The sequence below is a fragment of the Streptomyces sp. NPDC001153 genome, assembly GCF_053598315.1.
Map to the genome: position 1 here is coordinate 1 of NZ_JBSFJZ010000006.1, position 25,924 is coordinate 25,924.

The 25,924-nt window shown below is 71.1% G+C and carries 23 protein-coding genes and 2 pseudogenes; 14 read left to right on the plus strand and 11 right to left on the minus strand.

Translation table 11 applies throughout. The annotated features are described in order from the left end of the window. Positions 1–642 (plus strand): annotated as a pseudogene (locus ACWDEN_RS08230) (hypothetical protein); the annotation flags it as partial. Between the two features lie 121 nt (positions 643–763). Further along, the gene (locus ACWDEN_RS08235; protein WP_351606155.1) at positions 764–1,156 is read left to right on the plus strand and encodes a hypothetical protein; all 393 of its coding nucleotides are present in this window, start codon (positions 764–766) and stop codon (positions 1,154–1,156) included. On the opposite strand, the gene ACWDEN_RS08240 is transcribed toward ACWDEN_RS08235, so the two are convergent. The 3 genes and pseudogenes from ACWDEN_RS08240 to ACWDEN_RS08250 form a co-directional block, all read right to left on the minus strand. Further along, positions 1,151–1,711, minus strand: coding sequence for a recombinase family protein (locus ACWDEN_RS08240; RefSeq protein WP_450858021.1), 561 nt, complete (start codon positions 1,709–1,711; stop codon positions 1,151–1,153). The genes ACWDEN_RS08235 and ACWDEN_RS08240 overlap by 6 nt on opposite strands. 18 nt (positions 1,712–1,729) lie before the next feature. Further along, positions 1,730–1,882 (minus strand): annotated as a pseudogene (locus tag ACWDEN_RS08245) (DUF4291 family protein); the annotation flags it as partial. 259 nt (positions 1,883–2,141) lie between these two features. Beyond that, complete coding sequence (locus ACWDEN_RS08250; RefSeq protein WP_450858023.1) at positions 2,142–3,260, minus strand: hypothetical protein; 1,119 nt, start codon at positions 3,258–3,260, stop codon at positions 2,142–2,144. Between the two features lie 144 nt (positions 3,261–3,404). On the opposite strand from ACWDEN_RS08250, the gene ACWDEN_RS08255 reads away from it, so the two are divergent. After that, complete coding sequence (locus ACWDEN_RS08255) at positions 3,405–4,559, plus strand: cystathionine gamma-synthase (RefSeq protein WP_351606163.1); 1,155 nt, start codon at positions 3,405–3,407, stop codon at positions 4,557–4,559. Positions 4,560–4,914: 355 nt separating this feature from the next. Here the strand turns inward: ACWDEN_RS08255 and ACWDEN_RS08260 are convergent, their stop codons facing one another. The 3 genes from ACWDEN_RS08260 to ACWDEN_RS08270 form a co-directional block, all read right to left on the minus strand. Beyond that, on the minus strand, positions 4,915–5,163 hold the full coding sequence (locus ACWDEN_RS08260; RefSeq protein WP_351606166.1) for a hypothetical protein: 249 nt from the start codon (positions 5,161–5,163) through the stop codon (positions 4,915–4,917). A gap of 130 nt (positions 5,164–5,293) precedes the next feature. After that, positions 5,294–5,797: a sigma factor-like helix-turn-helix DNA-binding protein gene (locus tag ACWDEN_RS08265; RefSeq protein WP_351606169.1), complete on the minus strand. Its 504-nt coding sequence runs from the start codon at positions 5,795–5,797 to the stop codon at positions 5,294–5,296. A 181-nt stretch (positions 5,798–5,978) separates the two neighbouring features. Continuing rightward, the gene (locus tag ACWDEN_RS08270) at positions 5,979–6,503 is read right to left on the minus strand and encodes a MarR family winged helix-turn-helix transcriptional regulator (protein ID WP_351606171.1); all 525 of its coding nucleotides are present in this window, start codon (positions 6,501–6,503) and stop codon (positions 5,979–5,981) included. A 144-nt stretch (positions 6,504–6,647) separates the two neighbouring features. Between ACWDEN_RS08270 and ilvA the strand changes: the two genes are divergently transcribed. From ilvA to ACWDEN_RS08285, 3 genes are all read left to right on the plus strand, one after another. Beyond that, entirely contained in the window at positions 6,648–7,877 is a 1,230-nt protein-coding gene (ilvA, locus tag ACWDEN_RS08275; RefSeq protein ID WP_450858026.1) for a threonine ammonia-lyase, read from the plus strand. A 187-nt stretch (positions 7,878–8,064) separates the two neighbouring features. Then, positions 8,065–9,048, plus strand: a complete 984-nt coding sequence (locus ACWDEN_RS08280; RefSeq protein WP_450858028.1) for an ATP-binding cassette domain-containing protein — start codon at positions 8,065–8,067, stop codon at positions 9,046–9,048. Continuing rightward, the gene (locus ACWDEN_RS08285) at positions 9,045–9,902 is read left to right on the plus strand and encodes an ABC transporter permease (protein ID WP_450858030.1); all 858 of its coding nucleotides are present in this window, start codon (positions 9,045–9,047) and stop codon (positions 9,900–9,902) included. Before ACWDEN_RS08280 ends, ACWDEN_RS08285 begins: the two co-directional genes overlap by 4 nt. Before the next feature lie 106 nt (positions 9,903–10,008). Here ACWDEN_RS08285 and greA read toward each other — a convergent pair whose 3' ends face one another. Both greA and ACWDEN_RS08295 read right to left on the minus strand, forming a co-directional pair. After that, on the minus strand, positions 10,009–10,509 hold the full coding sequence (gene greA / locus ACWDEN_RS08290) for a transcription elongation factor GreA (RefSeq protein ID WP_351618284.1): 501 nt from the start codon (positions 10,507–10,509) through the stop codon (positions 10,009–10,011). A 188-nt stretch (positions 10,510–10,697) separates the two neighbouring features. Beyond that, positions 10,698–11,096: a DUF4307 domain-containing protein gene (locus tag ACWDEN_RS08295; RefSeq protein ID WP_351618286.1), complete on the minus strand. Its 399-nt coding sequence runs from the start codon at positions 11,094–11,096 to the stop codon at positions 10,698–10,700. Positions 11,097–11,231: 135 nt separating this feature from the next. On the opposite strand from ACWDEN_RS08295, the gene mca reads away from it, so the two are divergent. Next, complete coding sequence (mca, locus tag ACWDEN_RS08300; RefSeq protein WP_450858251.1) at positions 11,232–12,092, plus strand: mycothiol conjugate amidase Mca; 861 nt, start codon at positions 11,232–11,234, stop codon at positions 12,090–12,092. Continuing rightward, positions 12,085–12,339: a hypothetical protein gene (locus tag ACWDEN_RS08305; protein ID WP_450858032.1), complete on the plus strand. Its 255-nt coding sequence runs from the start codon at positions 12,085–12,087 to the stop codon at positions 12,337–12,339. The genes mca and ACWDEN_RS08305 overlap by 8 nt, the downstream gene beginning before the upstream one ends. Positions 12,340–12,347: 8 nt before the next feature. On the opposite strand, the gene ACWDEN_RS08310 is transcribed toward ACWDEN_RS08305, so the two are convergent. Then, positions 12,348–15,551: a tetratricopeptide repeat protein gene (locus tag ACWDEN_RS08310; RefSeq protein WP_450858034.1), complete on the minus strand. Its 3,204-nt coding sequence runs from the start codon at positions 15,549–15,551 to the stop codon at positions 12,348–12,350. Positions 15,552–15,677: 126 nt separating this feature from the next. Next, a complete protein-coding gene (locus ACWDEN_RS08315; protein ID WP_450858036.1) occupies positions 15,678–16,085 on the minus strand; it encodes a hypothetical protein in 408 nt (135 codons plus the stop codon). Between the two features lie 118 nt (positions 16,086–16,203). Between ACWDEN_RS08315 and ACWDEN_RS08320 the strand changes: the two genes are divergently transcribed. From ACWDEN_RS08320 to ACWDEN_RS08345, 6 genes are all read left to right on the plus strand, one after another. Beyond that, complete coding sequence (locus ACWDEN_RS08320) at positions 16,204–16,839, plus strand: ArsR/SmtB family transcription factor (protein WP_450858038.1); 636 nt, start codon at positions 16,204–16,206, stop codon at positions 16,837–16,839. Further along, positions 16,820–18,865, plus strand: a complete 2,046-nt coding sequence (locus ACWDEN_RS08325; protein WP_450858040.1) for a thioredoxin domain-containing protein — start codon at positions 16,820–16,822, stop codon at positions 18,863–18,865. Before ACWDEN_RS08320 ends, ACWDEN_RS08325 begins: the two co-directional genes overlap by 20 nt. Before the next feature lie 216 nt (positions 18,866–19,081). After that, positions 19,082–20,350: a glycosyltransferase gene (locus tag ACWDEN_RS08330; RefSeq protein WP_351618304.1), complete on the plus strand. Its 1,269-nt coding sequence runs from the start codon at positions 19,082–19,084 to the stop codon at positions 20,348–20,350. Continuing rightward, entirely contained in the window at positions 20,347–21,993 is a 1,647-nt protein-coding gene (locus tag ACWDEN_RS08335; protein ID WP_450858043.1) for an ArnT family glycosyltransferase, read from the plus strand. Before ACWDEN_RS08330 ends, ACWDEN_RS08335 begins: the two co-directional genes overlap by 4 nt. After that, positions 21,990–23,153, plus strand: a complete 1,164-nt coding sequence (locus ACWDEN_RS08340) for a glycosyltransferase (RefSeq protein ID WP_450858045.1) — start codon at positions 21,990–21,992, stop codon at positions 23,151–23,153. The genes ACWDEN_RS08335 and ACWDEN_RS08340 overlap by 4 nt, the downstream gene beginning before the upstream one ends. Continuing rightward, positions 23,150–25,546: a galactose oxidase early set domain-containing protein gene (locus ACWDEN_RS08345; protein ID WP_351618312.1), complete on the plus strand. Its 2,397-nt coding sequence runs from the start codon at positions 23,150–23,152 to the stop codon at positions 25,544–25,546. The genes ACWDEN_RS08340 and ACWDEN_RS08345 overlap by 4 nt, the downstream gene beginning before the upstream one ends. Here ACWDEN_RS08345 and ACWDEN_RS08350 read toward each other — a convergent pair. Next, positions 25,533–25,877 (minus strand): hypothetical protein, encoded by a 345-nt coding sequence (locus tag ACWDEN_RS08350; RefSeq protein ID WP_351618314.1) that lies wholly within the window; start codon positions 25,875–25,877, stop codon positions 25,533–25,535. The two genes, ACWDEN_RS08345 and ACWDEN_RS08350, sit on opposite strands and share 14 nt — an antisense overlap. Positions 25,878–25,924 lie beyond the last annotated feature (47 nt).

Sequence of the window (25,924 nt, forward strand, 5' to 3'; positions counted from 1 at the left end):
AAAGCTGAACGCAGGACGTACCAGCAACAGGGCCGCAAAATGCCCGATGATCTCCCTGCCAAGAGCGCCTATCGCGACGCGGTGAGCAAGGTCAAAGCGCTGGAGGACGACATCCTGGCCGCCGACCACGGCGGAGACAAGCTGCCGTACGACCGTGCGCTGAACATCAAGATGGTCGACGCGGCGCATGCGTTGCGTCTCGGGGAGGGCGTCGAGAAACTCCCGGACTTCCTGAAAGAAGTCCCGGTACTCGACGTCGCCGCGGCAGGCGCCTGCGGTCTGCTGGAGGCGAAGGACGACCATGACAGGGGCTGGTCCTGGCAGCACGCCGTCGTCGTCGACGGCGGTGCGGCGCTCGGGGGTCTGGCCATCGGTGCGGGCATCACGGCGGCACTGCCGGTCGAGGGTGCCGTCGGCGTCTGTCTGGTGGGCACTGGGCTCGTCGTCGGCGCGAGCAGCGTCCTTGATCACGCGTTTCACGAGCACTGGAGTGAGGACATCCACGATCACGGCGTGGTCGGCGGCATCTTGCACGGCACCGCCAACGTCGGGTCGGACACGTGGGGCGACGTCAAACGATATGGGAACGACGTCAAGAGTTTCGGAAAGGGCGTCTGGCATGGTTTCAAGAGCATCTTCTGAGGCCCCCGTACCCGCGCCCTCCGTCCGTGTCCCCTCGCTTCCGGGACTCGGGACCACGTGGTACGAACGCGGTCCCCGCTACTGGTTGCGCCGGACACTCACAGGGATTCTCTGGCTAGCCGTGCTGGCGTTTGCCTACTGGTGCTTGCTGGGCATTTATGTGGGATTCCTCAGCGGGACGTCGGCAACCGTGCGCTACGTGTGGAACCTGGTGTTGGCGGCCGCATCCTGCGTGACCGTTGTCTGGGGTTGGCTGGCTCAGCGGCGTCGGCACCACGAGGCCCTCTTGAACCCGCCTACACCCGATCAGAGTCGCCAGGCCAAACGCGACCGGGCTCGCCGCAACGTGGGGCTGACCTTCGCCGGCCGCGGTCTCGTCCTGCTCGCAGCGCCTGTCCTTCCCGCATTGATCGCGTACACCGTCGGCGAGTTCCTTGCTGTGCTCACGGTCCGCGAATCCGCCGCCGAAGTCGGCGCCCGCCGATGGGTGGAGAAGCACTCGTCCGGATCATGACGAGACAAACCACTGGCCTCCGTGGCGCCGCAGTGTCGGACTGAGGCTCCTGCGACGCAGTGGCTCGATGCGCAGGAAGACGCGGTCATCGGGGTCCGCGAGATCGCGCCGGTTCGCCTGGCCGTGCAGCGTGATGTCGTGATCGTCGGCGATCTGCAACAGCTCTTCGAGGTCGCGCGGCTGTCGCATCAGCCGGTCCGGGTGGTAGGTGAGGACGTGCCGGACACGGCCCTTGCTGGCCTCGGTGAGAAGCGCGTCCCACCCCGGCCGTTTGCGCTTCCGCTGCCATGCCGAGCGGTTGTTGTCCACGAAGACTTGATCTTCGGCGACGATGAGTCCGAGACGCTCGGCCACATCACGGCAGATGCGCTCCTGGCGCTCCACGCCGGTCTGGTCGTCGTCGTTCACGTGGGAGATACGGCAGTAGATCGCCGCTGACTCTCCCGTCCAGTCGGACCGGTGCTTCTTCGCCCTCTGCGTGCCGGCTGCCTGCCTGGCCCGGAGGGCTCGCCGTAACCGGGCGTCCGTCTGCTGGTTCCTGTCGTCTTCGGCCATGGAAAAAGGTTATGAGCGCGGCTTGATCCACGTCATACGGTCCCGCTTCCACCCCGCGGGGAAGTGGCCGTGGCGAGCCGCGGGCAGGCCGATCTCCGGGGCGTATGCCTGATGGACGGTGATCGTGGATGCCGTGTGCAATGCGCGGATCCTGCGTTGTGGTTCTTGTATGGCCTACAGCGTGCGGCCGGTGGAACCCTGTCAGCCATTCATTTTCGAAGGCGGGCTTCTCCCTGCCCCGGAAGGACGCCTCGACCGCGGGCCGCGCGCGACGACACCGGTACGCGGCTTGACCACCGTCCCGTCCGGTCCGCGGTACCCGCCCGGGAGGATCCCCTCCGCGTGGCTGGGCAGGCCCGCGCGGACCTTCTCGTGGGTCGGGTTCACGCGGTCGCGTCCGGCGATCCGCGCGGCGGCCGGGGGCGATGGGTCAGCCGGGGAGGGTGGCCGGGCTGCCGCCGTTGGCCTCGTAACCCGCCACCGCGAGGGCGCGGTAGAGGGCGAACTCGGCCGCCGGGTCGGCGGACAGTGTCCAGGGCAGCGCCCCGATGTGCCCGTCGACGTGTATCAGCTGGTGCATGGCCTCCTGCCAGCGCTCGGCGCGGACCAGGAAGAAGACCAGCAGATGGCGGACGTGCGCGAGCACGGGGTCGTCGGGGCGGGCCGAGTGCACTGCGTGCAGGGCGCCGTGCATCGCCTTGGTGACGACCTCGCTCTGGTAGAAGCTCGCCACGAGGTTGACCTCGGGGAGGTGCTCGAAGACCGCGAACAGGGGCAGCGCGGCGAGCAGCGAGCCCTGCGGGGCGCGGGTCGCGGCGGCCTCGGCGAAGGCGTACGCCTGCTCGCGCGAGCCGTGCCACTTCTCGCACCAGTGGTGCAGCGCGGCCAGATGGGCGCCCATGTGATGCGGGGCGCGGTCGAGGATCTTCAGCCACAGCTGGTCGAACTCGGCCTGGGAATAGGCGAGTCCACGCGCGATGGACAGCTCGACGATGTACGGCACCGGGTCGCCGGGGGCCAGCAGGCCCGCCTGGGCGCACGCGTCCCGGGCCTCCTCCATGATGATCCGGAAGTCGTCCGTGCCCGGCGTCGACGTCCGCCAGGCCTGCTGCACCAGGAACTCCGCGTAGACGGCGGCGCAGCCCGCGTCCTTGGGCTGCTCGGCCCGCCACACCCGCAGCCACTGGCCGCCCGGCGTCTCGTGCACCCCGCCGGGCCGCTGCTGCAGCTCCAGCGCGGCCGCGCCCGCGAACGCCTGCACCCGCTGCCAGCGCAGCTCGCCCTCGGTCTCGGTGCCGGCCAGCAGCTGGGAGGCCGCGCGATAGTCCTGTGTGCGCTGCACCAACTCCAGGACCTCCAGCAGGTCCTGGTCCGCACCGGGCATGCGCACATCCAGCTCCTCCTGGCGCACGAAGCCGTAGGCAGCCGGGTCGGCGGCGTCCGGGTGTCCCGGGGGCACCTGCTCGATCATCCCGCGCCTGCGCCGCATGAACGGGAGCAGCACGAAGCTCAGCATGAGCAGCGCCATGACCAGCCAGAGAATCGCCATGCCCCAAGCGAACCAGACGCCGCCGACAAATGGCCAACCCCGCCGCGGGGCTGTGGAAAACTCGGGTCACGTTCATGACAGGACAGCGCGCCGGTTGGCTCTGCGGGCGTCAGGACCCGGTGAGGCGCATTACGCTCGGTGCACATGAGCGACAGGCACATCAGTCAGCACTTCGAGACCCTCGCGATCCACGCGGGCAACACCGCGGATCCCCTCACCGGCGCGGTCGTCCCGCCGATCTACCAGGTCTCGACCTACAAGCAGGACGGCGTCGGCGGACTGCGCGGCGGCTACGAGTACAGCCGCAGCGCCAACCCCACCCGCACCGCCCTCGAGGAGAACCTCGCCGCGCTGGAGGGCGGCCGCCGCGGCCTCGCCTTCGCGTCCGGCCTGGCGGCCGAGGACACCCTGCTGCGCACGCTGCTCAGCCCCGGTGACCACGTGGTGATCCCGAACGACGCCTACGGCGGCACCTTCCGCCTCTTCGCCAAGGTCGTCACCCGCTGGGGCGTGGAGTGGTCCGTCGCGGACACCAGCGACCCGGCCGCCGTACGGGCCGCGATCACCCCGAAGACCAAGGCCGTCTGGGTCGAGACCCCCTCCAACCCGCTGCTCGGCATCACCGACATCGCCGCCGTCGCTCAGGTCGCGCACGACGCGGGCGCGAAGCTCGTCGTCGACAACACCTTCGCCACGCCCTACCTCCAGCAGCCGCTGTCGCTCGGCGCGGACGTCGTCGTCCACTCGCTGACCAAGTACATGGGCGGCCACTCGGACGTGGTCGGCGGCGCGCTGATCGTCTCCGACCAGGGACTCGGCGAGGAGCTCGCCTACCACCAGAACGCGATGGGCGCCGTGGCCGGCCCCTTCGACTCCTGGCTGGTGCTGCGCGGCACCAAGACCCTCGCGGTGCGGATGGACCGGCACAGCGAGAACGCCACGAAGATCGCCGACATGCTGACCCGGCACGCGCGCGTGACCAGCGTGCTCTACCCGGGCCTGCCCGAGCACCCCGGCCACGAGGTCGCCGCGAAGCAGATGAAGGCGTTCGGCGGCATGGTGTCCTTCCGCGTCGAGGGCGGCGAGGAGGCCGCCGTCGAGGTGTGCAACCGCGCGAAGGTGTTCACCCTCGGAGAGTCCCTCGGCGGTGTCGAGTCCCTCATCGAGCACCCCGGCCGGATGACGCACGCGTCCGCGGCCGGCTCCGCGCTGGAGGTCCCCGGCGACCTGGTACGCCTGTCCGTGGGTATCGAGAACGTCGACGACCTGCTGACCGACCTCCAGCAGGCGCTGGGCTGACGGAGCGGACGCCTGCCGCGGGGCGGGGCCGGGCCACACGGGGAGGCGCGGGGCCGTATCGATGTGCGGCTCCGCCCGCGCCACCCCGACGGTCGCCCCCGGCGGGCCCGGTGTCCGATCGCCGGTGTCCGATCGCCGGTGTCCGCGGGCGGTCGCCACTGGGCCGGACCTCCGGGGGCGGACGTGGTGCCGGCCGCCGCACGGGTGGGCCGTGACGCCCGTCGGCCTGCGGCCGTACCGGCAACGGCCATCGACGGCGTAGAGGCCATAGGCGTCATAGAGGCCGCAGAGGCCGCCGTAGAGCCTGTAGAGGCCGCAGAGGCCATAGAGGCCATTGGCGTCATCGACCGGCGGCTCACCAGCCGGTGATCGGCGGGGTCGTCTGGGAGGGCGGCTGCGTCCACGGGTGCACTCGGGCCGCCCACACGCTGAACGCGACGACCGCGGCGCAGGCCAGCAGCCACAGCACCCGGCGGACGAGCTGCCTGCGCCGCAGCAGGCGTTCACCGCGGCGCACCGCCTCCGCACACAGCTCCGGCGGCACCGGTGCCGGGGCCCGCTCCATGATCTGCCGCGCGGCGGCCTCCCGTTCGGGCCGGTTCACACCGCCCTCCCGACGCGCCGGGTTCCAGCTGCCGGCCCGCTACAGGGGCCGCCCCCACGCACGGCGTTCCCGCCGCCCCGCACACTCCCCACGCCCTCGGTACCGCCTGCGCCGTTCACTCCCCACGCCCTCATGAAGGCGCCACCTTCCTGCCCGCCGTCCGTGGTGCGGGGCGGCCTGCCGGGTGGAGCAGAGTGGCTGTCGCACGGTCGCAGATGGTGTGGACGCGCTCCCGTGGGAGTCCGAGGAGGGCCGCTGCCTGCTCCTCGGCGACGCCTTCGTAGAAGCGCAGCACCAGGATCAGCCGCTCCTGCGGGCTGAGTGCGGCGAGCGGTCCGTCCGGGTCCGGGCGGGCACGGCCGAAGGCGCCGTACTGGTGCCAGGTTGCGCGTGCGAAGCGGGTGGCGAGGAACTGGCGGGCGCAGTCGTACGGATCCTCGCCGTGCAGCCGGTCCCAGCGCGCGTAGGTGTGGGCCAGCGCGAGCGTCAGCAGGCGCCGCGCGCGTGGGTTGGCGTTCGCCGCCTCCGCGGTCAGCAACGTGGCGGTATGCAGCAGACGTCCGGCCGCACCCGCGACGAACGCCTCGAACTCCCGGGCCCGGCGGGCCCCTCGGGACACCTGCCGATCACGCACCGCGCCTCCCCCTAGAGGGGGCCCTGTCCGGTACGGGACAGGTGAACCGCGTACGACGCAGGACCCGGTCTCATATGAGGCCAGCGGCGGCCCGGGGTCAAGACTCCGGCACCGACCGGCCGGACTCCGGCGCCCGACCGGTGCGTGCCCGCGCCGGGCTGCCCGCGGCCGGCGTCCGCCCTCAGGACACCGGCGGCTGCTCCACCGGCGCGGTCCCCTGCACCGTCATCCGCGCGGACAGCGCGCGGTTGAACCGGGTCAGGAGCGTGCAGAACTGCTCGCGTTCCTCCGGGGCCCAGTCCTGCGTCAGCTCGGCCATCAGCTGACGCCTGGAGGAGCGCACCTCCTCCAGCCGGGCGACCCCGCGCGGGGACAGCTGAAGGACCACCGCCCGCCCGTCCTCGGGGTGCGAGGTGCGTTTGACGAGCCCGGTGTCGACCAGCGGAGCCACCTGCCGGGTGACCGTGGAGGAGTCGATGCCCATGCTCGCGGCGAGCGCCTTGACGCCCATCGGGCCTTCCTTGTCGAGGCGGTTGAGCAGCAGATACGCCGCGCGGTCCATGGAGTTGCGCACCTGCCCGACCCCGCCGAGCCGCGTCTGTTCGGCACGGCGGGCGAACACCGCCACCTCGTGCTGAAGGGTGTCGAGAAGACCGGTGTCACCGACGGTCGTCATGTCCATCGACAATTCGGGTGTTGTGGGCATGGCCGGAGGCTCGCTTCATGAAGGGCTGCTGGGTTGGGGGACAGGGTACGCGGCCCGGCGGCGGGCCGTACCGGCGCTGCGCAAACCGGTCTCGGAGCTTGGTCACAACCGTCGTGTACGACCGTGAACTGCGATGCTGGAGTCATGAGCTACCGCACGGCTGACTCCTTGCGTTCCGTCACCCTCGACGATGTTCGCGGCGCCCAGAAGATGCTCTCTGGCGTGGCACGAGTCACCGCGATGGAGGGCAGCCGGCACCTGTCCCAGCTGGTCGGCGCGCCGGTGCATCTGAAGTGCGAGAACCTGCAGCGGACCGGCTCGTTCAAGCTGCGCGGCGCCTATGTGCGGATCTCCGGACTGCTGCCGGAGGAGCGGGCGGCGGGTGTGGTGGCCGCGAGCGCCGGGAACCACGCGCAGGGCGTGGCGCTGGCCTCCTCGCTGCTCGGTGTGCACTCCACGGTGTTCATGCCGAAGGGCGCCCCGCTGCCCAAGATCAGCGCGACCCGGGACTACGGCGCCGAGGTGCGACTGCACGGCCAGGTGGTCGACGAGACGCTGGCCGCCGCCGAGGAGTACGCGGCCGAGACGGGGGCGGTGTTCATCCACCCCTTCGACCACCCGGACATCATCGCCGGTCAGGGCACGGTCGGCCTGGAGATCCTGGAGCAGTGCCCGGAGGTCCGCACGGTCGTCGTCGGTATCGGCGGCGGCGGGCTCGCGGCCGGGATCGCGGTCGCGGTGAAGGCCATCCGGCCGGACGTCACGATCGTCGGCGTGCAGGCGGAGGGCGCGGCGGCCTACCCGCCCTCGCTGGCCGCCGGGCACCCGGTGTCGGTGCGGAACCCGGCGACGATGGCCGACGGCATCAAGGTGGGCCGGCCGGGACTGGTGCCGTTCGGGATCGTCAGGGATCTGGTCGACGAGGTGCGCACGGTCGGCGAGGACCAGCTGTCGGCCGCGCTGCTGCTGTGCCTGGAGCGGGCCAAGCTGGTCGTGGAGCCGGCCGGGGCGAGCCCGGTCGCGGCGCTGCTGGCCGCGCCGGACACCTTCGAGGGACCGGTCGTCGCGGTGCTCTCCGGCGGGAACGTGGACCCGGTGCTGTTGCAGCGCGTGCTGCGGCACGGCATGGCCGCGCAGGGCCGCTACCTGGCCGTTCGGCTCCGGCTGACGGACCGTCCGGGCGCCCTCGCCACGCTCCTCGGGGTGTTGTCAGTGGTCGACGCTAATGTCCTCGACGTGAGCCACGTTCGAACCGACCCCCGGCTCGGGCTCACGGAGGCGGAGGTGGAGCTGCACCTCGAGACGAAGGGCCCGGCGCACTGCGCCGAGGTCGGCCAGGCCCTGCGGGACGCGGGTTACACCGTCATCGACTGAGGGTCCGGCCGCCGTTCTGCCCCTTCGCCATCCGTTCAGGTGAAGTCCATTGAGAAACGCGATACATCGCGTTATGGTGTGTCGTGGCGGCTGCGGGTCACCGCTCGTATTCGGAAAAACCGCAGGCGCATCCGAACGCGCAAACCTAGCCTTTTCGAGGCAACCCCCCGACGACGTGGAGACAGACATGCCAGGCGCCATCCATGCCGAAGGCCTGGTGAAGACCTTCGGCGACGTAAGGGCTCTCGACGGCGTAGACCTGGACGTGCCCGAGGGCACGGTCCTCGGCCTCCTCGGGCCGAACGGCGCCGGCAAGACGACGGCCGTCCGCTGCCTGACCACCCTCCTGCGCCCCGACAGCGGCAAAGCGGTCGTCGCGGGCGTGGACGTACTGAAGGACCCCGACGCCGTACGCCGCTGCATAGGCCTGTCCGGCCAGTTCGCGGCGGTCGACGAGTATCTGACCGGCCGGGAGAACCTGCAGATGGTCGGACAGCTGTACCAGATGAAGAGCAAGGCCGCGAAGGCGCGCGCGGGGGAGCTGCTGGAGCAGTTCAACCTCGCGGACGCCGCCGACCGCCCCGCCAAGACCTACTCCGGAGGCATGCGCCGCCGGCTCGACCTCGCCGCGGCCCTCGTGGTCTCGCCGCCCGTGATGTTCATGGACGAGCCCACGACCGGCCTGGACCCGCGCAACCGCCAGCAGCTGTGGGAGGTCATCAAGCAGCTCGTCTCCGGCGGTACGACCCTGCTGCTCACCACGCAGTACCTGGAGGAGGCCGACCACCTCGCCCATGACATCGCGGTGGTCGACCACGGCCGGGTCATCGCCAAGGGCACCTCCGACCAGCTCAAGGCCCGCACCGGCGGCGAGCGCGTCGAGGTCGTGGTGCACGAGCGCGAGCACATCACGAGCGCCGCCGAGGTGCTGCGCGGCTTCGGCAAGGGCGAGGTCACGGTCGAGGAGCACACCCGCCGGCTCACGGTCCCGGTGACCGGCGGCGCCAAGCTGCTCGCCGAGATCATCCGCGAGCTGGACACCCGCGGAATCGAGATAGACGACATCGGGCTGCGCCGCCCCACCCTCGACGACGTCTTCCTGTCGCTGACGGGACACGTGGCCGAGACCGCCGCCCAGGACGAGGCGAACGGCAAGGAGGCCGTGAAATGAGCGCCGTCAGCGAAGCCGCGCGGGTGACACCGCCCGGCAACCCCATCAGCCGCTCCTTCCGCGACTCGATGGTCGTGGCGAAACGCAATCTGATCCGCATGTCCAGGATCCCTGAGATGATCATCTACGGACTGATCCAGCCGATCATGTTCGTGGTGCTGTTCAGCTACGTCTTCGGCGGTTCCATGCAGATCGGCGGCAGCGCCAGCCCCATCGCCTACAAGAACTTCCTCATGGCGGGCATCTTCGCGCAGACCGTCACGTTCGCCACCGCGAGCTCCGGCGCCGGTATCGCCGACGACATGCACAAGGGGCTCATCGACCGCTTCCGCTCCCTGCCGATGGCACGCGGGGCGGTGCTGACCGGGCGCACCCTCGCCGATCTGGTGCAGACGGCCGTCACGCTGGTCGTGCTCGCCGTGGTCGCCCTGCTGGTCGGCTGGCGTGTCGGGTCCAACGGCGACACCAACGTCGGCAAGGTGCTCGCAGCGTTCGGTCTGCTGCTCCTGCTCGGTTACGCGTTCACCTGGATCGGCGCCCTGATCGGCATGTCCGTGCGCACTCCCGAGGCGGCCACGTCCAGCGGGCTGATCTGGCTGTTCCCGGTGACGTTCATCTCCAACGCCTTCGTGGACCCCGGCCACATGACGCCGTGGCTGCGGCACATAGCCGAGTGGAACCCGTTCAGCGCCACCGCGCAGGCCTGCCGCGTGCTCTTCGCCAACCCCGGCCGGTCCACCTCGCACGCCTGGCCCATGGAGCACCCCGTGTGGGCCTCGCTGATCTACTCGGTCCTGATCATCGTCGTCTTCCGTACCTTCGCGGTCCGCAAGTACCGCTCGGCCACCGCCTGACGGCTCCGGGCACGACTGCGGGCCCGGCTGCGGGCACGGCGAAGCCCCCGGTGCCGGGCGGGATCCGCCGGGCGCCGGGGGCTCGAGGTCATATCGGGAGGGCGGATCAGCCCGAGTACGGCTCGGCCTTCAGGATCCGCACCGAGGCCTTCTTGCCGTTCGGCAGTTCGTACTCCGCGTCCTCGCCGACCTTGTGGCCGATGACGCCGGCGCCGAGCGGGGACTGCGGCGAGTACGTCTCGATGTCGGCGCTCGCGTACTCGCGGGAGGCGAGCAGGAACGTCATCGTGTCGTCCTCGTCACCGTCGAAGGCGATCGTGACGACCATGCCCGGTGCGACGGCACCGTCGGCGGAGGCCGGGGCCTCGCCCACCTGGGCCTTCTCGAGAAGCTGGGTCAGCTGCCGCACACGCAGCTCCTGCTTGCCCTGCTCCTCCTTGGCCGCGTGGTACCCGCCGTTCTCGCGCAGGTCGCCCTCCTCGCGCGCGGCCGCGATCTTGGCGGCGATCTCCGTGCGCGCAGGACCAGTAAGGTACTCAAGCTCGTCCTTGAGCTTGTTGTACGCCTCCTGGGTCAGCCAGGTGACGTTCTCGCTGGTCTGGGTCACAGGGTGCTCCTCGTCGGTACTGGGAATACAAAGCATCGCCCTACCCAGAAGCATGTTCCCTCTTGGATGGGCGAAACCACGAGCCTAACAATTCAAGGCCGGGAGGGGGAGGACATAAGCCATGAGAATCACATCAACGCAGGTCAGCGTGTACGTATTCCGGGTGAAGCCGGGGTGTCCGGTCCCGGTCAGCCGGTATGGCAGCCGAGCAGCTCGGCCGTGGTGCCCTTCGCCGTCGTACGCAGCGTGACGACCTTGTCGATACGCGTGGCCGATCCGGTGAAGCGGAAGTCGGCCCGGCCCACCTCGGAGCCGTCGGCCGCCTGGGAGCGCAGGGTGCAGTAGCCCGAGGTGCCGGAGTCCTTGTGGACCTCCAGATGCACCTCGACCGCGTTGTCCGTGGCGTCGAAGGCGATCACCTGGGCGCTGATCCTGCTCTCCACGACATAGTGGTAGGCGAAGTAACCGACCAGTGCCAGCAGGGCCGCGCCGAGCACCGCGCCGGCGGCCTTGAGCCGCCGGTCCGCACGCTCGTCCGAGGAACGGCCGTAGCGGCCCTCGGGCAGCCGCGTGCTCGCCGTACTCATGATCGTCCTCTCGGCCGGAACCGGACCCGGAATTATTCGCCCCCCGATTCCGTCACTATAGAAGCCGCCGATCGCGCCGAGACCACGGGGCGCCGACTTACCGAGGATTGAGTCTTGACTGACCAGCTGCGACTGATGGCCGTCCACGCGCACCCTGACGACGAGTCGAGCAAGGGCGCGGCCACCATGGCGAAGTACGTGTCCGAGGGGGTGGACGTGCTGGTGGTGACCTGCACCGGCGGGGAGCGCGGGTCCATCCTCAATCCGAAGCTGCAGGGCGACACGTACATCGAGGAGCACATCCACGAGGTACGCAAGAAGGAGATGGACGAGGCCCGCGAGATCCTGGGCGTCAAGCAGGAGTGGCTCGGCTTCGTCGACTCGGGCCTGCCCGAGGGTGACCCGCTGCCGCCGCTGCCCGAGGGCTGCTTCGCCCTGGAGGACGTCGACAAGGCGGCCGGCGAGCTGGTCCGCAGGATCCGTGCCTTCCGCCCGCAGGTGATCACCACCTACGACGAGAACGGCGGCTACCCGCACCCCGACCACATCATGACCCACAAGATCTCCATGGTGGCGTTCGAGGGCGCGGCGGACACCGAGAAGTACCCGGAGTCCGAGTTCGGCCCCGCCTGCCAGCCGCTGAAGCTGTACTACAACCAGGGCTTCAACCGCCCCCGCACCGAGGCCCTGCACAGTGCGATGCTGGAGCGCGGGCTGGAGTCGCCGTACGGGGAGTGGCTCAAGCGCTGGAGCGAGATGGAGCGCACCGAGCGCACGCTGACCACGCACATCCCGTGCGCGGACTTCTTCGAGATCCGTGACAAGGCGCTGATCGCACACGCCACGCAGATCGACCCCGACGGCGGCTGGTTCCGGGTGCCGATGGAGCTGCAGAAGGAGGTCTGGCCGACGGAGGAGTACGAGCTGGCGAAGTCGCTCGTCGACACCTCCCTCCCCGAGGACGACCTCTTCGCGGGCATCCGGGACAATGCCTGACATGAGCGCAAGCGTGAGCCTGGCAGTGACGCATCTGGTCCCCCTCGCCAAGGAGGTCGACCAGAACAAGGTCACCCCCGGCGTTCTCGGCTTCATCGTCTTCGCGGTGATGGCCGTGGCGGTGTGGGGCCTGATGAAGTCGATGAGCAAGCACATGAACAAGGTCGACTTCAAGGAGACCCCGGACCCCGAGGCCGGGCAGGCGGGGAAGGCCGAGAAGGCCGACTCCGCGGCCGAGCGAGGCTGATCCGGACCTCAGCGCCCCGCCGGCACCGCCACCCCCATCACCTCCCGGGCGTGGCGGTCCGGCGTCATGCGCAGCCGCCAGGCCTGCCAGCCGTCCTCCAGGCTGACCCCGCGTTCCAGCAGCAGGGCATACGCCGGGACGTAGTCGGCCAGCTTCTCGTCCCGCAGGGGATGGCCGGCGCGGGCCAGCTGGGCCAGCTCCTCCTGGGCGACCGCCGTGCCCACCTCCGCCCCGCCGGGTGCCGCGTAGGGCAGCAGGGTGCAGCGCAGGAAGCGCGCCCAGTCCTCGCCGCGCCGGTCTCCGTAGGAGGCGAACAGGTCCAGCGCCTCGTCGGCGAGGGCCAGTGCGGCCTGCGTACGGGCGTTGCCCGCGTCGACCACCGCCAGTTCCAGGCAGGTCCACGCCTCGCCGTGGGCGACGCCGATCCGCTGGAAGTCGGCGCGGGCGTCCGCCAGGAGCTGCCGGGCGAAGCCGGAGTTGCGCAGCGAGCCGGTCTGCGCGGCCCGCTGGTCGCGGGTGACCCGCGCCGAGTGGTGCCGGGCGCAGGCCAGGCCGTACACGTCCCGCATCCGGGAGAACATCGTGCGGGACCGCTCCAGGTCGCGCACCGCCAGATCCAGATCGCCGGCCTCCTCCAGTGCCTGGCCCAGGTAGTACAGCGTCCACGCCTCGCCGCGCGCGTCCTCGTTCTCCCGGTGCCGGGCGGCGGCCTGCCGCAGGCTCTCGACGGCCGGTGAGGCGTCGCCGGCGACCAGACGGGCCCGGGCCAGCTGGGTCAGTGCCCATGCCTCGCCGCGCGCGTCGTGCGTCCGGCCGTACCGCTCCAGGGCGGCCCGCAGCTCGGTCTCCGCGCGCGGTACGTCTCCCATCCGCAGTGCCAGCTGGCCGAGCTGGAAGTGCGCCCAGGCCTCGCCGTGCACCGATCCGCCCTCGTGGTGCAGGACCAGGGAGCGGGTGAGCAGCTCCAGCGCCTCCGCCAGCCGGGCCCGGTCGCGCTGGACGGCAGCCAGGGCGTGCATCGTCCAGGCGCGGTCCGTCGCCAGCTCCGGCGTCGCCTGCAGGTCCAGCGCCTCCTGCAGTCTGGCCGCGGCCTCGGTGAGCTGGCCCTGGTGGTGCAGGGTGATCCCGAGCGAGGCCAGGGCGCGGGCCGCTCCCGCGTCGTGGTGTGCCTCCCGGTACAGGTCCACCACCGAGGCCAGTGTGGTGCGCGCCTTGTCCAGCTCGCCCAGCTGCCGGGCCGCGATACCGGTGCGCCACTGCACGGAACGCGCCAGCAGTCCCTTGTCCACGGCCTGCGCCAGCTCGCTGATCTCGCCCAGCCGGTACAGGTCGCCGCGCAGCAGGCAGTAGTCGCACAGGGCGCCCAGCAGGTTCTGCACAGCCTTCTGGTTCACGCCCTCCGTGTGACGCAGGGTCGCGGTGATGAAGCTGGACTCGTCGTCCAGCCAGCGCAGCGCCTCGTCCAGCGAGGTGAAGCCGTGCGGGCCGAACTGGTGCGAGCGCGTGGACATGTTTCCGTCGACCAGGCGCAGCACCGAGTCGGCCAGGTCCGCGTAGTTCACGATCAGCCGTTCCTGGGCCGCCGTGCGCTCGGCCGGGTCCTCCTCGTCCAGCAGCCGGGCCTGGGCGAAGGCGCGCACCAGGTCGTGCAGCCGGTAGCGGCTGCCGCGCACATGGTCGAGGAGGCCTGCCCGGGCGAGGGCGACGAGATGGCGGGTGGCCTCGGCCTCGTCCGTGGCGAGCAGCGCGGCGGCCGCAGCGGCGCCCAGTGAGGCCCGGCCCGCGAGCGCGAGCCTGCGCAGCAGCCGGCGCGTGGGCTCCGGCTGGTCGGTGTAGCGCAGCCACAGGGCACGCTCCACCGGCTCCACCGGGCCGTATGCGGCCAGGTCCGTGGCCAGTTGCCGGGGTGAGCGCGGCCCGAGCGCGGAGCCCGCGATCCTGAGCGCCAGCGGCAGTCCGCCGGTGAGGTCCCGGATCCGGTCGGCGGACTCGGCGTCGTACGGCCCCGACGCGTCCTCGGCGACGGTGCCGAGCAGTTCCTCGGCACCGGCCGCGTCCAGCGCTTCAACCGGCAGATGGTGCACCCAGGCAGGCAGGTCCGCGGCTAGGTCCAGGGCGGTGCGGGCGGTGACCAGGACCAGGCTGTCGGAGTGCTCGGGCACCAGCGCCCGCACCTGCTCCGGGTCCGAGGCGTCGTCCAGCACGATCGTCACCGGCAGCCCGGACAGATGCTGGTGGTACAGCTCGCCGAGCCGCTTGACCTGCTGGTCGGGGGAGGAGCGCTCCCGGAACAGCAACTGCTCGCGGGGCGCGCCGAGCCGGTTGAGCAGATGCAGCAGGGCGTCCCGGGTCGCAAGGGGCGCCTCCTCCCGCCGGCCGCCGCGCAGATCCACGACCACCGCGCCGCGGAAGTGGTCCCGCAGCTCGTGCGCCGCGCGCACCGCGAGCGTGGTCCGGCCCGAGCCGGGCTCGCCGTGCAGCACGACCACCGTGGGCCGGGTCTCGGTGGCCGCCCGGGCTGCCTGCGCCCACTGCCGGATCCGCGCCAGCTCCGCCCGGCGCCCCGCGAACGGGCCTTCCGTGTCCGGGAGTTGTCCGAACGACTGCTCCAGCACCGTACGCCGGCGGGCCGCCGCGCTCTTGTCCGCGCCGCGCAGCGCCGGGCCGCCCTTCTTCTTCGGGGCCGTGGCGGCGGTCAGCACCCGCTGCTGGTCGAGGAACGGGCGGATGCCGCGCACCTCCAGCGCGGTCAGCCACTGCAGCCGCAGCTGCTCGGTCCCGCCGGGCTGGCCGGCCGCGCCGGCACGGTGATGCGCGGCGGGCAGATGGGATCCGGCCGCCTTGGCCACGGAGGCGGCGGCGCCGACCACTCCCGCGGCGACACCCGCGCCGGCGGCCGTGCCGGTGCCGGTGCCGAGCAAGAGGTCGGCCACGGCCGCGGCCACCGCGGCAACCGCCGCCACCAGCAGGGCCGTTCCGGCGCCCTCGCGGGCGTAGCGCTGCCCGAAGGTCAGCCGGCCCGCCTCGGTCTCGTCCAGCGCGTGGACGTAGGCCTCGTACTCCTCGCCGGCCGTCCCCGCCATCGCGTCGAGTGCACCGCGCGCCCGCGACAGCAGCAGCTGTCCGTCGATCCGGCCGCCCGAGCGCCGTACCTCCTCCTCGACGGCCCGCACCAGCAGCCGCTCGGCTTCCGCCCGATGGCCGTCCCGCATGTCCCGTCCCCCTCCGGCGGCAACTCCCTTGCCCACCAGTGTCCTTCGCGGGGCGCGGAAGCGGGAGGGGTGGTGTCCGGTGCGGAGTTGGGGAGGTGCGGCGACCTCCGTGTGAGCGTCGGCCCCTCAGCGCCCGGCGGTCGGCCATCCCTTGGCCACCGCCAGGTACACGCACGCCCCCGCCAGCGCACCCTCCGCCACCGCGCACAGCAGTGCCTCGGTCAGCGGGGCGCCCGTGCCCGCTGTCGTTATGTCGAACCAGGCGTCCAGGACCGCCACCGACGCCGTCGCCGAAGCCGTCAGCCGTGCCCTCGCGTCGCCGCGCAGGCCGAGCAGGGCCGTCGCCGCGCAGCCGGTCGCCATCAGGACGTCCAGGCCGATCCAGGCCAGCGGCCAGTTGCCGACCTCCGTACGGCCCGGCAGGGTCAGGCCCAGCACCACCGTCCACGGCACCAGCAGGACCGCCGCCGCCCCCAGCAGGACCATGGGCCACTTCTTGCGCACCGCCCCGGTCACCGTCACCGCCACGGTCACGTCCTCCCCCTCTCGTCGTCCTTCGACCGACTCCACCGTAGATCGCAGAGAAAACTCTGCAAAGAAAACTCGGCAGACTTCGGGGGCTTCTCAGGGTTCTCAGGGTTACCGTGACCGCATGACCGACGGCCTGCCGGAGATGACCAGCCTGGAGCGCACCGCGCTCTACAAATCCCTCGGCAACCCCCTGCGCCGCCGGATCCTCGAGTACCTCGGCCGGCACGGCGAGGCGAACTCCACCGTCCTCGCCCGCGAACTCGGCGAGAGCTCCGGCACCACCAGCTACCACCTGCGCAAACTCGCCGATCAGCGGCTCATCGAGGAGATCCCGGAGAAGTCCGGCGGGCGGGAGAGGTGGTGGCGGGCGCTGCCCTTCCGGCACACCACGCCCGACCCCGCCACGATGTCCCCCGAGGAGTACGCGGCCGCAGCCCGGCTCGCCCATCTGAAGATCGAGTTCGACACCGCCCTGTACCGCCGCGCCCACCAGGAGTACCGCGGCCCCGAGGGCTGGGCCCAGGTCCAGCGCCACGGCACCTGGCTCACCAGGGAGGAACTGCTCGCCTTCATGCGGGAGTACCACGCCCTGCTCGACCGGTACGGCCACCCGCGCGAGGAGGCCCCCGAAGGGGCGCGCCCGATGCTCATGCGTTTCTACGCGGTGCCCGAGCCGGAGAGCCACGCCGTCCCCGAGCCCGTGGGAGAGTCGAAGGGTCCCGTGGGAGAGTGGAACGGTGAACCGACTGGCCCATGAGACGTCCCCGTATCTGCTCCAGCACGCCGACAACCCCGTCGACTGGTGGCCCTGGTCGGCCGAGGCCTTCGACGAGGCCCGCAGGACGAACAGACCGGTTCTGCTGAGCGTCGGGTACGCGAGCTGTCACTGGTGTCATGTCATGGCCCACGAGTCCTTCGAGGACCGGACCACCGCCGACTACCTCAACGAGCACTTCGTCAACATCAAGGTCGACCGCGAGGAACGCCCCGACGTGGACGCCGTCTACATGGAGGCCGTGCAGGCCGCCACCGGGCAGGGCGGCTGGCCGATGACGGTCTTTCTCACCCCGGACGCCGAACCCTTCTACTTCGGGACCTACTTCCCGCCCGCGCCCCGGCACGGGATGCCGTCCTTCCGGCAGGTGCTGGAGGGTGTGCAGCAGGCCTGGAGCAGCCGCCGTGAGGAGGTCGCCGAGGTCGCCGGGAAGATCGTCCGCGACCTGGCCCAGCGGGAGATCAGCCACCAGGGCGCGCGGCCGCCCGGTGAGCAGGAGCTCGCCCAGGCGCTTCTCGGGCTCACCCGTGAGTACGACCCGCAGCGCGGCGGATTCGGCGGGGCGCCGAAGTTCCCGCCCTCCATGGTGCTGGAGTTCCTGCTGCGGCACCACGCCCGGACCGGCGCCGAGGGCGCGCTGCAGATGGCGCACGACACGTGTGAGCGGATGGCCCGCGGGGGCATCTACGACCAGCTCGGCGGTGGGTTCGCCCGGTACTCCGTCGACCGCGACTGGGTCGTGCCGCACTTCGAGAAGATGCTGTACGACAACGCGCTGCTCTGCCGCGTGTACGCCCATCTCTGGCGGGCCACCGGATCGGACCTGGCGCGGCGCGTCGCCCTGGAGACCGCCGACTTCCTCGTGCGTGAACTGCGCACCGACGAGGGCGGGTTCGCCTCGGCCTTCGACGCCGACAGCGACGACGGCACGGGCCGGCACGTCGAGGGCGCGTACTACGTGTGGACGCCCGAGCGGCTGCGCGCCGTCCTCGGGGAGGCGGACGGCGACCTCGCCGCCCAGTACTTCGGGGTGACCGACGAGGGCACCTTCGAGCACGGGCAGTCCGTCCTCCGACTGCCGCAGGACACCGCCGTCTTCGACGCCGAGAGGATCGCCTCCATCAGGGAACGGCTCCTCGCCGGGCGCACCGAACGCCCCGCACCCGGCCGCGACGACAAGGTCGTCGCCGCCTGGAACGGCCTCGCCGTCGCCGCGCTCGCCGAGACCGGCGCCTACTTCGACCGGCCCGACCTGGTCGAGGCCGCCCTCGGCGCCGCCGACCTGCTCGTCCGGGTGCACCTCGACGAGCACGCCCGGCTCGCCCGCACCAGCAAGGACGGTCGCGTCGGCCCCAACGCGGGCGTGCTGGAGGACTACGCCGACGTCGCCGAGGGCTTCCTCGCGCTCGCGTCCGTGACGGGCGAGGGCGTCTGGCTGGATTTCGCCGGACTGCTCCTCGACCATGTGCTCGCCCGCTTCACCGACGCCGCGACCGGCGCCCTCTACGACACCGCCGCCGACGCCGAGCGGTTGATCCGCCGGCCGCAGGACCCCACCGACAACGCCACCCCGTCCGGCTGGACCGCGGCGGCCGGTGCCCTGCTGAGCTATGCCGCACACACCGGATCCGAGCCGCACCGCAGCGCCGCCGAACGGGCGCTGGGGGTCGTGCAGACCCTCGGGCCGCGCGTGCCCCGGTTCATCGGCTGGGGGCTCGCCGTCGCCGAGGCCCTCCTCGACGGGCCGAAGGAGGTCGCCGTCGTCGGACCAGGACCCGGGTCCGGTCTCGCGGGCGAGAAGACGGCGGCCCTGCACCGTACGGCACTTCTGGGCACCGCCCCCGGGGCCGTCGTGGCCGTCGGCACTGCGGACAGTGACGAGTTCCCGCTCCTCGCCGACCGGCCCCTGCAGCAGGGCGAGCCGACCGCGTACGTCTGCCGCAACTTCACCTGCGACGCGCCGACGACCGATCCGGAACGGCTCGGCGCGTCCCTGAACAGGCGCTGAGTACCGGGAACCCCCGGGCGGCTGATGGGTGAACTGTCCGAAACGGAGCACGTGTTCGGATAGATACCACTACTCGCACCACCATTCCGAAACAAGCTATTTATCGGAAGAGCTGCCGCGCTTCACAGATCCCCCCTAATCTCTCCACAGCGGGTCGACGGGTGGTAACTCACCGTCGCCCGCACAGGGGGTAATCGGGGATCTGGGGGGATCTTTTTGCTCACGTCTGTCTTCATCGCTGCCGTCTCACTGGCCCTGTTCTGGATGGCGGCGTTCACCCTGTGGTGGCAGATGCACGCGTGGCGCACGCCCGAGGTGCTGGCCTCCACCCGGTTCGGCAGGCCGGACGGCGGCGAACACCTGTCGTTCTCGCTGCTGCTGCCCGCTCGGCACGAGCAGGCGGTGCTGGACCACACCATCCAGCGGCTGCTGGAATCCACGCACACCGACTTCGAGATCATCGTGATCGTCGGGCACGACGACCCCGAGACCACGGAGGTGGCCGAGCGGGCCGCCGCCCGGGACCCGCGCGTCCGGGTCGTCGTCGACACCCACGAGAAGAAGAACAAGCCGAAGGCCATGAACACGGCGCTGCCGCACTGCCGCGGTGACGTCGTCGGGGTCTTCGACGCCGAGGACCAGGTCCACCCGGAGCTGCTGGCCCACGTCGACCACGCCTTCCGCACCACCGGGGCGGACGTCGTCCAGGGCGGGGTCCAGCTCATCAACTTCCACTCCAGCTGGTACAGCCTGCGCAACTGCCTGGAGTACTTCTTCTGGTTCCGCTCCCGGCTGCACCTGCACGCGCAGAAGGGCTTCATCCCGCTCGGCGGCAACACCGTCTTCGTGCGCACCGGCGTCCTCAGGGAGGCGGACGGCTGGGACCCGAACTGCCTCGCCGAGGACTGCGACCTGGGCGTCCGGCTGTCCAGCGTCGGCAAGAAGGTCGTCGTCGCCTACGACTCCGACATGGTGACCAGGGAGGAGACCCCGGGTTCCCTCATGTCGCTGCTCAAGCAGCGCACCCGCTGGAACCAGGGCTTCCTGCAGGTCTACCGGAAGAGGGACTGGAAGCAACTGCCGGGATTCGGGCAGCGGTTGCTCGCCCGGTACACCCTGATGACGCCGTTCATGCAGGCCTTCTCCGGCGTGATCATCCCGCTCAACGCGGCCGTCGCGCTCTTCCTCGACGTGCCCGTCGGGGTCGCCTTCCTCACCTTCCTGCCGCTGGTCACCGCCGCCGTCACCTTCGTCTTCGAGGTGGTCGGGCTGCACGACTTCGGCAAGCAGTACGGCCTGAAGGTCCGCCTCGTCCACTACGTGAAGCTCATCGTGGGCGGCCCCTTCTACCAGGTGCTCCTCGCCGGTGCCGCGATCCGTGCCGTCTGGCGCGAGCAACGCGGCCGTAACGACTGGGAGTTGACCACACACGTCGGCGCACACCTCACCGCGGCCGAGCCCATCCGAGAGGACGTTCCTGCGTGACCTCCACACTTCCCGCGGTGACCGCAGCGAAGGTCCCCGCGCAGGGCCCACCTGTGCCGGAAGACCGCTCGACGGGCCGGACAAGCCCGCCGCCGCGGCTCCGCTCCTCCCGCCCCGACCTGCTGCTGTGCGGTGTCCTGCTCGCGGCGATCCTCGTCGTCCAGGGCTGGAACATCGCCGACTACCCCACCCTCAGCGACGACGAGGGCACCTATCTCGCCCAGGCCTGGGCGGTCCAGCAGGGCCGCGGCCTCGCCCACTACACCTACTGGTACGACCACCCGCCGCTCGGCTGGATCCAGATAGCCCTGCTCAGCCGGCTCCCCGCGGCCCTCAGCCCCGGCTCGATGACCGTCGGCACCATGCGGCTCGTCATGCTGCTGGTCAGCGGCGTCAGCGCGGTCCTCCTCTATGTCCTGGGCCGCCGGCTCTCCCTGCCCCGCTGGGCCGCCGGACTCGGCATGGCCCTGTTCGGGCTCTCCCCGCTCGCGGTCGTCCTCAGCCGGGAGATCTTCCTCGACAACATCGCCGTGATGTGGCTGCTGCTGGCGTTCTGCCTCGCCGCCTCGCCCAGCCGCCACCTCTGGCACCACTTCGGCGCGGGCCTCGCCGCCGCCGCGGGCGTGCTCACCAAGGAGACGATGCTCGTCGTCCTGCCCGCCCTGCTGGTCACCATGTGGCGGCACAGCCACCGCGACACCCGCAAGTTCGCCCTCACCGGAGCCGTCACCGCCTGCGCCCTGACCGGCTGTTTTTATCCGCTGTTCGCCCTGCTCAAGGGCGAGCTGCTGCCGGGCCCCGGGCACGTCTCCCTGTGGGACGGCATCACCTACCAGATGTCCAGGCCCGGCTCGGGATTCATCCTCGACCAGGGCTCCGGCTCCTACGGCGTCCTGCACGCCTGGCTGTACTACGACCGCGTCCTGCCCCTCGGCGGCGTCGCCGGAGCCCTGCTCCTGTTGCTCACCTGGCGCTGGTCGGTCACCGCCCGCGCCCTCGCCGGACCGGCCCTCACGGTCGCCATCCTGGCCGCGGTGGCCCTGCGCCCGAACGGCTACCTGCCCGCCATGTACGTCATCGGCGCGCTGCCCTTCCTCGCCCTGGTCCTCGCGGGCGGCGCCGCCTCCGTCGCCCACGCGGTCATCACCAGGTGGCGCACGGAGGGCGAGAAGCGGTACCTCACCGGCGGCCGGTACGCGCTCGCCGCCGTCCTCGCCCTCGCCGCCGGCGCCTACGTCGTACCGCACTGGTACGACGGCGACCGCACCGCCGTCACCGCCGACGCCAACCGGCCCTACCGTCAGGCCTCCCACTGGCTCGGCACCGAGGTGGCCGACCCGGAGGACACCCGGGTGCTCGTCGACGACGCCCTCTGGCTGGACCTCGTGCACGCCGGATACCGGCCCGGGCTCGGCGCCATCTGGTTCTACAAGGCCGACCTCGACCCGGCGGTCACGAAGACCATGCCGCACGGCTGGCGGGACATCGACTACGTCGTCGCCTCGCCGACCGTCCGCCGGGACGCCAAGGACCTGCCCAACGTGCGGGCCGCGATCCGGCACTCCACGCCGGTCGCCACCTTCGGCACCGGGCCCGACCGCATCGAGATCCGGCGGATCCAGGCCGTGGGAGGGGCGCGATGAACGAGTACACCGCCCCGGCACAGGGCCTCGACGCCGTAGAGGTCCCCGAGCCGGGCGCCGTCACCATCGTCGTGCCGACCTTCAACGAGTCCGCGAACGTACGGCGGTTGCTGCACCAGATCGCCGAGTCGGTGCCCGCGCGGCTGCCCTGCGAGGTCCTGTTCGTGGACGACTCCACCGACGACACCCCCGAGGTCGTCCGCGAGGCCGCCCAGGACTGCCCGTTCCCGGTGGCCGTCCTGCACCGGGAGGAACCCGTCGGCGGGCTCGGCGGGGCGGTCGTCGAGGGGCTGCGGGCGGCGACCTCGGAGTGGGTCGTCGTCATGGACGGCGACTGCCAGCATCCGCCGTCCCTCGTACCGGAGTTGGTGGCCACGGGCGAACGGACGCACGCCGGGCTCGTCGTCGCCTCCCGGTACATCGACGGCGGCAGCCGGGCCGGGCTCGCCGGCGGCTACCGGGTGGCCGTCTCGCGCGGCGCGACCTGGCTCGCCAAGGCCCTCTTCCCGCGCAGACTGCACGGCATCAGCGACCCGATGAGCGGCTTCTTCGCCATCCGCCGCAGCGCGGTCACGGCGGACGTGCTCAGACCGCTCGGCTACAAGATCCTGCTGGAGCTGGCCGTACGCAGCCGGCCCCGGCAGGTCGCCGAGGTGCCGTTCGTCTTCCAGGACCGGTTCGCCGGCGAGTCCAAGTCCACCGCCCGGGAGGGCTTCCGCTTCCTGCGCCACCTGGCGGGTCTGCGCACCGCCTCCCCGGTCGCCCGCATGGTCGGCTTCGGGCTGATCGGCGCGAGCGGGTTCGCCCCGAACCTCCTCGGGCTCTGGGCCCTGACCGTCCTCGGGATGCACTACCTCCCCGCGGAGATCCTCGCCAACCAGTTCGGAGTCGCCTGGAACTTCCTGCTCATCGAGCAGCTGCTGTTCCGCGACCGGCGCGCGCACCGCCGCTGGTGGGACCGGCTCGGCCGGTTCGCGCTGCTGGCCAACGCCGACCTGCTGCTGCGCATCCCGCTGATCGCCCTGCTCGTCGGCCGGTTCGGCATGGGCGCCCTGCCTGCCACCGCGCTCGCGCTGGTCATGACGTTCGTCCTGCGCTTCGTCGGAACCGAGGCGCTGGTCTATCTCCCGCGACGTAACCACCGGAGGAGAGCCGCTTGAGCAAGTACCGCAGACGGACCGCGCTGGCCGGGGTGGGCGCCCTGACCGCCGGTCTGCTCCTGACCGCGCCCCAGCCGGCACAGGCCGCCAACCTGATCAAGAACCCCGGCTTCGAGACCGCCGGCAGCGGCGACATGCCGTACTGCTGGGAGAAGTCGGGCTGGGGCGACAACGACTTCAGCTTCGAGACGACCTCCGACGCGCACTCCGGATCCGCGGCCATGAAGGTCACGCTGACCCGCCGGGTCTCCGGCGACCGCAAGGCGATGATCACCGAGTCGACGGACTGCGCGCCGGGGGTGAGCGTCGGCAAGCAGTACGACCTGGGACTCTGGTACAAGACCACCACCCCGGACGCCAACATCACTCTCTTCCGGCACGACACGACCGCCGGCTGGCAGTACTGGACCGACGTCAAAACCCTCGACATGGCCTCGGCCTGGACGCAGGCCACGGTCCGCACACCCGAGGTCCCGGCCGGCACCGACCGCATCACCTGGGGTGTCTCCGTCTACGGCACCGGCTCGGCGACCACCGACGACTACACCATGGACCAGGTGCCGGACCCGCTCCCGCCGGCCCAGTGCACGGGCACGAACGACCAGTGCGCGAACGGCAGCTGGTCCGTCCTGCCGACGCAGAACCCGGTCCGCTCCATGCACTCCGTCGTGCTCAGCAACGGCAAGGTGCTGCTGATCGCCGGCTCCGGCAACAGCGAGGAGAACTTCAACGCGGGCACGTTCACCAGCGCGGTGTACGACCCGGCGACCGGCGACTACAAGGTCATCCCCACCCCGAAGGACATGTTCTGCGCGGGCCATGTCCAGCTCCAGGACGGGCGGGTGCTGGTCCTGAGCGGCAACAAGGCGTACCCGGTGGTGGGCGGGCACGGCTACGAGGGGTTCAAGGACTCGTACATCTTCGACCCGGCGACCGAGACCTACACCAAGACCAACGACCTCAACGACGGCCACTGGTACCCGTCGGCGACCGAGCTCGGCAACGGTGACGTCATCTCCTTCGGCGGGCTCCGCGAGGACTCCACCGGCTCGGTGACCGCCGAGAAGTTCAGTTACGCGCAGAACCAGTGGCTGCCGCTGTCCCAGGTCAACCAGACCTGGTCGTACTGGGGTCTGTACCCGGCGATGATCCTGATGCAGGACGGCCGCCTCTTCTACACGGGCAGCCATGTCTTCGGCAACAACATCCCCGGCACGGGTTCGGCGATCTACGACTACGGGGCCAACACGGTCACGCAGATCCCGGGGCTGCAGAACAAGGACGAGCGGGACCAGTCGTCGTCCGTGCTGCTGCCTCCGGCGCAGGACCAGCGGGTGCTGACGGTCGGCGGCGGCAACATCGACTCCAACCCGGACGCGAACCGCCTCACCGACCTGATCGACCTCAAGCAGGCCAACCCGTCCTACGTCGCCGGGCCGCCGGTCCCGCAGGGCACGGTCGACCTGGGCAACGGCCCGCAGCCGGAGACCGGCAACCAGGGCAAGATGTACGTCTCCACCGTGCTGCTGCCCGACGGCAAGGTGCTGGAGACGGGCGGCGCCCTGCACAACCGCGCCAACCCCGTGTACGAGTCCTCGCTCTACGACCCCGCCACCAACGCCTTCCAGCAGGTGGCCGCCGACCCCGAGTCCCGCGGCTACCACTCCTCGGCGTTCCTGCTGCCCGACGGCCGGGTGATGGCCACCGGCGACAACCCGGGCAACGGCAGCTGGAACCACAACGTGTCGATCTACACCCCGCCGTACCTCTACAAGGGCACGCGTCCGACGATCACCTCGGTGATCAACCAGGAGTGGAAGTACGGCGACACCCAGCGGATCACCGTCGACCGGCCGATCGCCAAGGCCGAGCTGATCCGTCCGGCCGCGGTGACCCATTCGTCCGACCCGAACCAGCGGTTCGTGGACCTGCCGCTCTCGGTGGACGGCAACAACGTCGACCTGAACGTGACGAACAATCCCAACCTGGCGCCGCCCGGCTGGTACATGCTCTTCGCGGTCGACGCCAACGGGGTGCCCTCGGTGGCCCGGTGGGTGCATCTGACGGGCCCGGCGGCCCTGACCGCGGCGTCCCCGCACATCCACGCCTTCGCCGACGGCCTCACCGGCAAGGTGTCGGGGCCCGCCAAGAAGCGCACGTCCCAGCAGGTCAGCCCGACCCTGTCCGGCTGCGACCGGCACTACGGCTCGATCAACGTGTGTGTGCCGACGGTGTTCCCGCCCGAGGTGAGGAAGACGACCGCGGCCCGCTGCACCTGGCTCCGGCAGAACCACTACGGTCGGCTGAAGGTCGACGGCGCCGACGATCCGCTGGGCCTGGACCCGAACCGGGACGGGGTGGCGTGCGGAAAGGGCGACGTCAGGCGCCGTTGAGGATCAGCGCCCCGAGGGTGAGCTGAGCACCCCACTGCACGAACACGGCCCAGAGCCTGGCGTACGTCCACCGGGCTCTGGGCCACACCAGTGCCGCCAGACCGGCGAACACCGCCAGGCAGAAGGCGTCGTAGAGGGCGTATCCGGGGATCGTCGAGCACTGCTCGCCGTACTCCAGGCACATCGAGCCGCGCTCACCGGAGAGCACGACGATCCAGGACAGAATGACGATCGGCAGGAGCGAGACCAGCCCGGCGACGGCCCAGCCGGTGATGAACCGGTCCATCTGCTGCGAGGTGGGCGTCACCTGCTGCTCCGTTGTGGCGTTCATGACCCCATCCCACCGCGCCGGCCGGTCCCCGCAGATCGGCGCGGGTA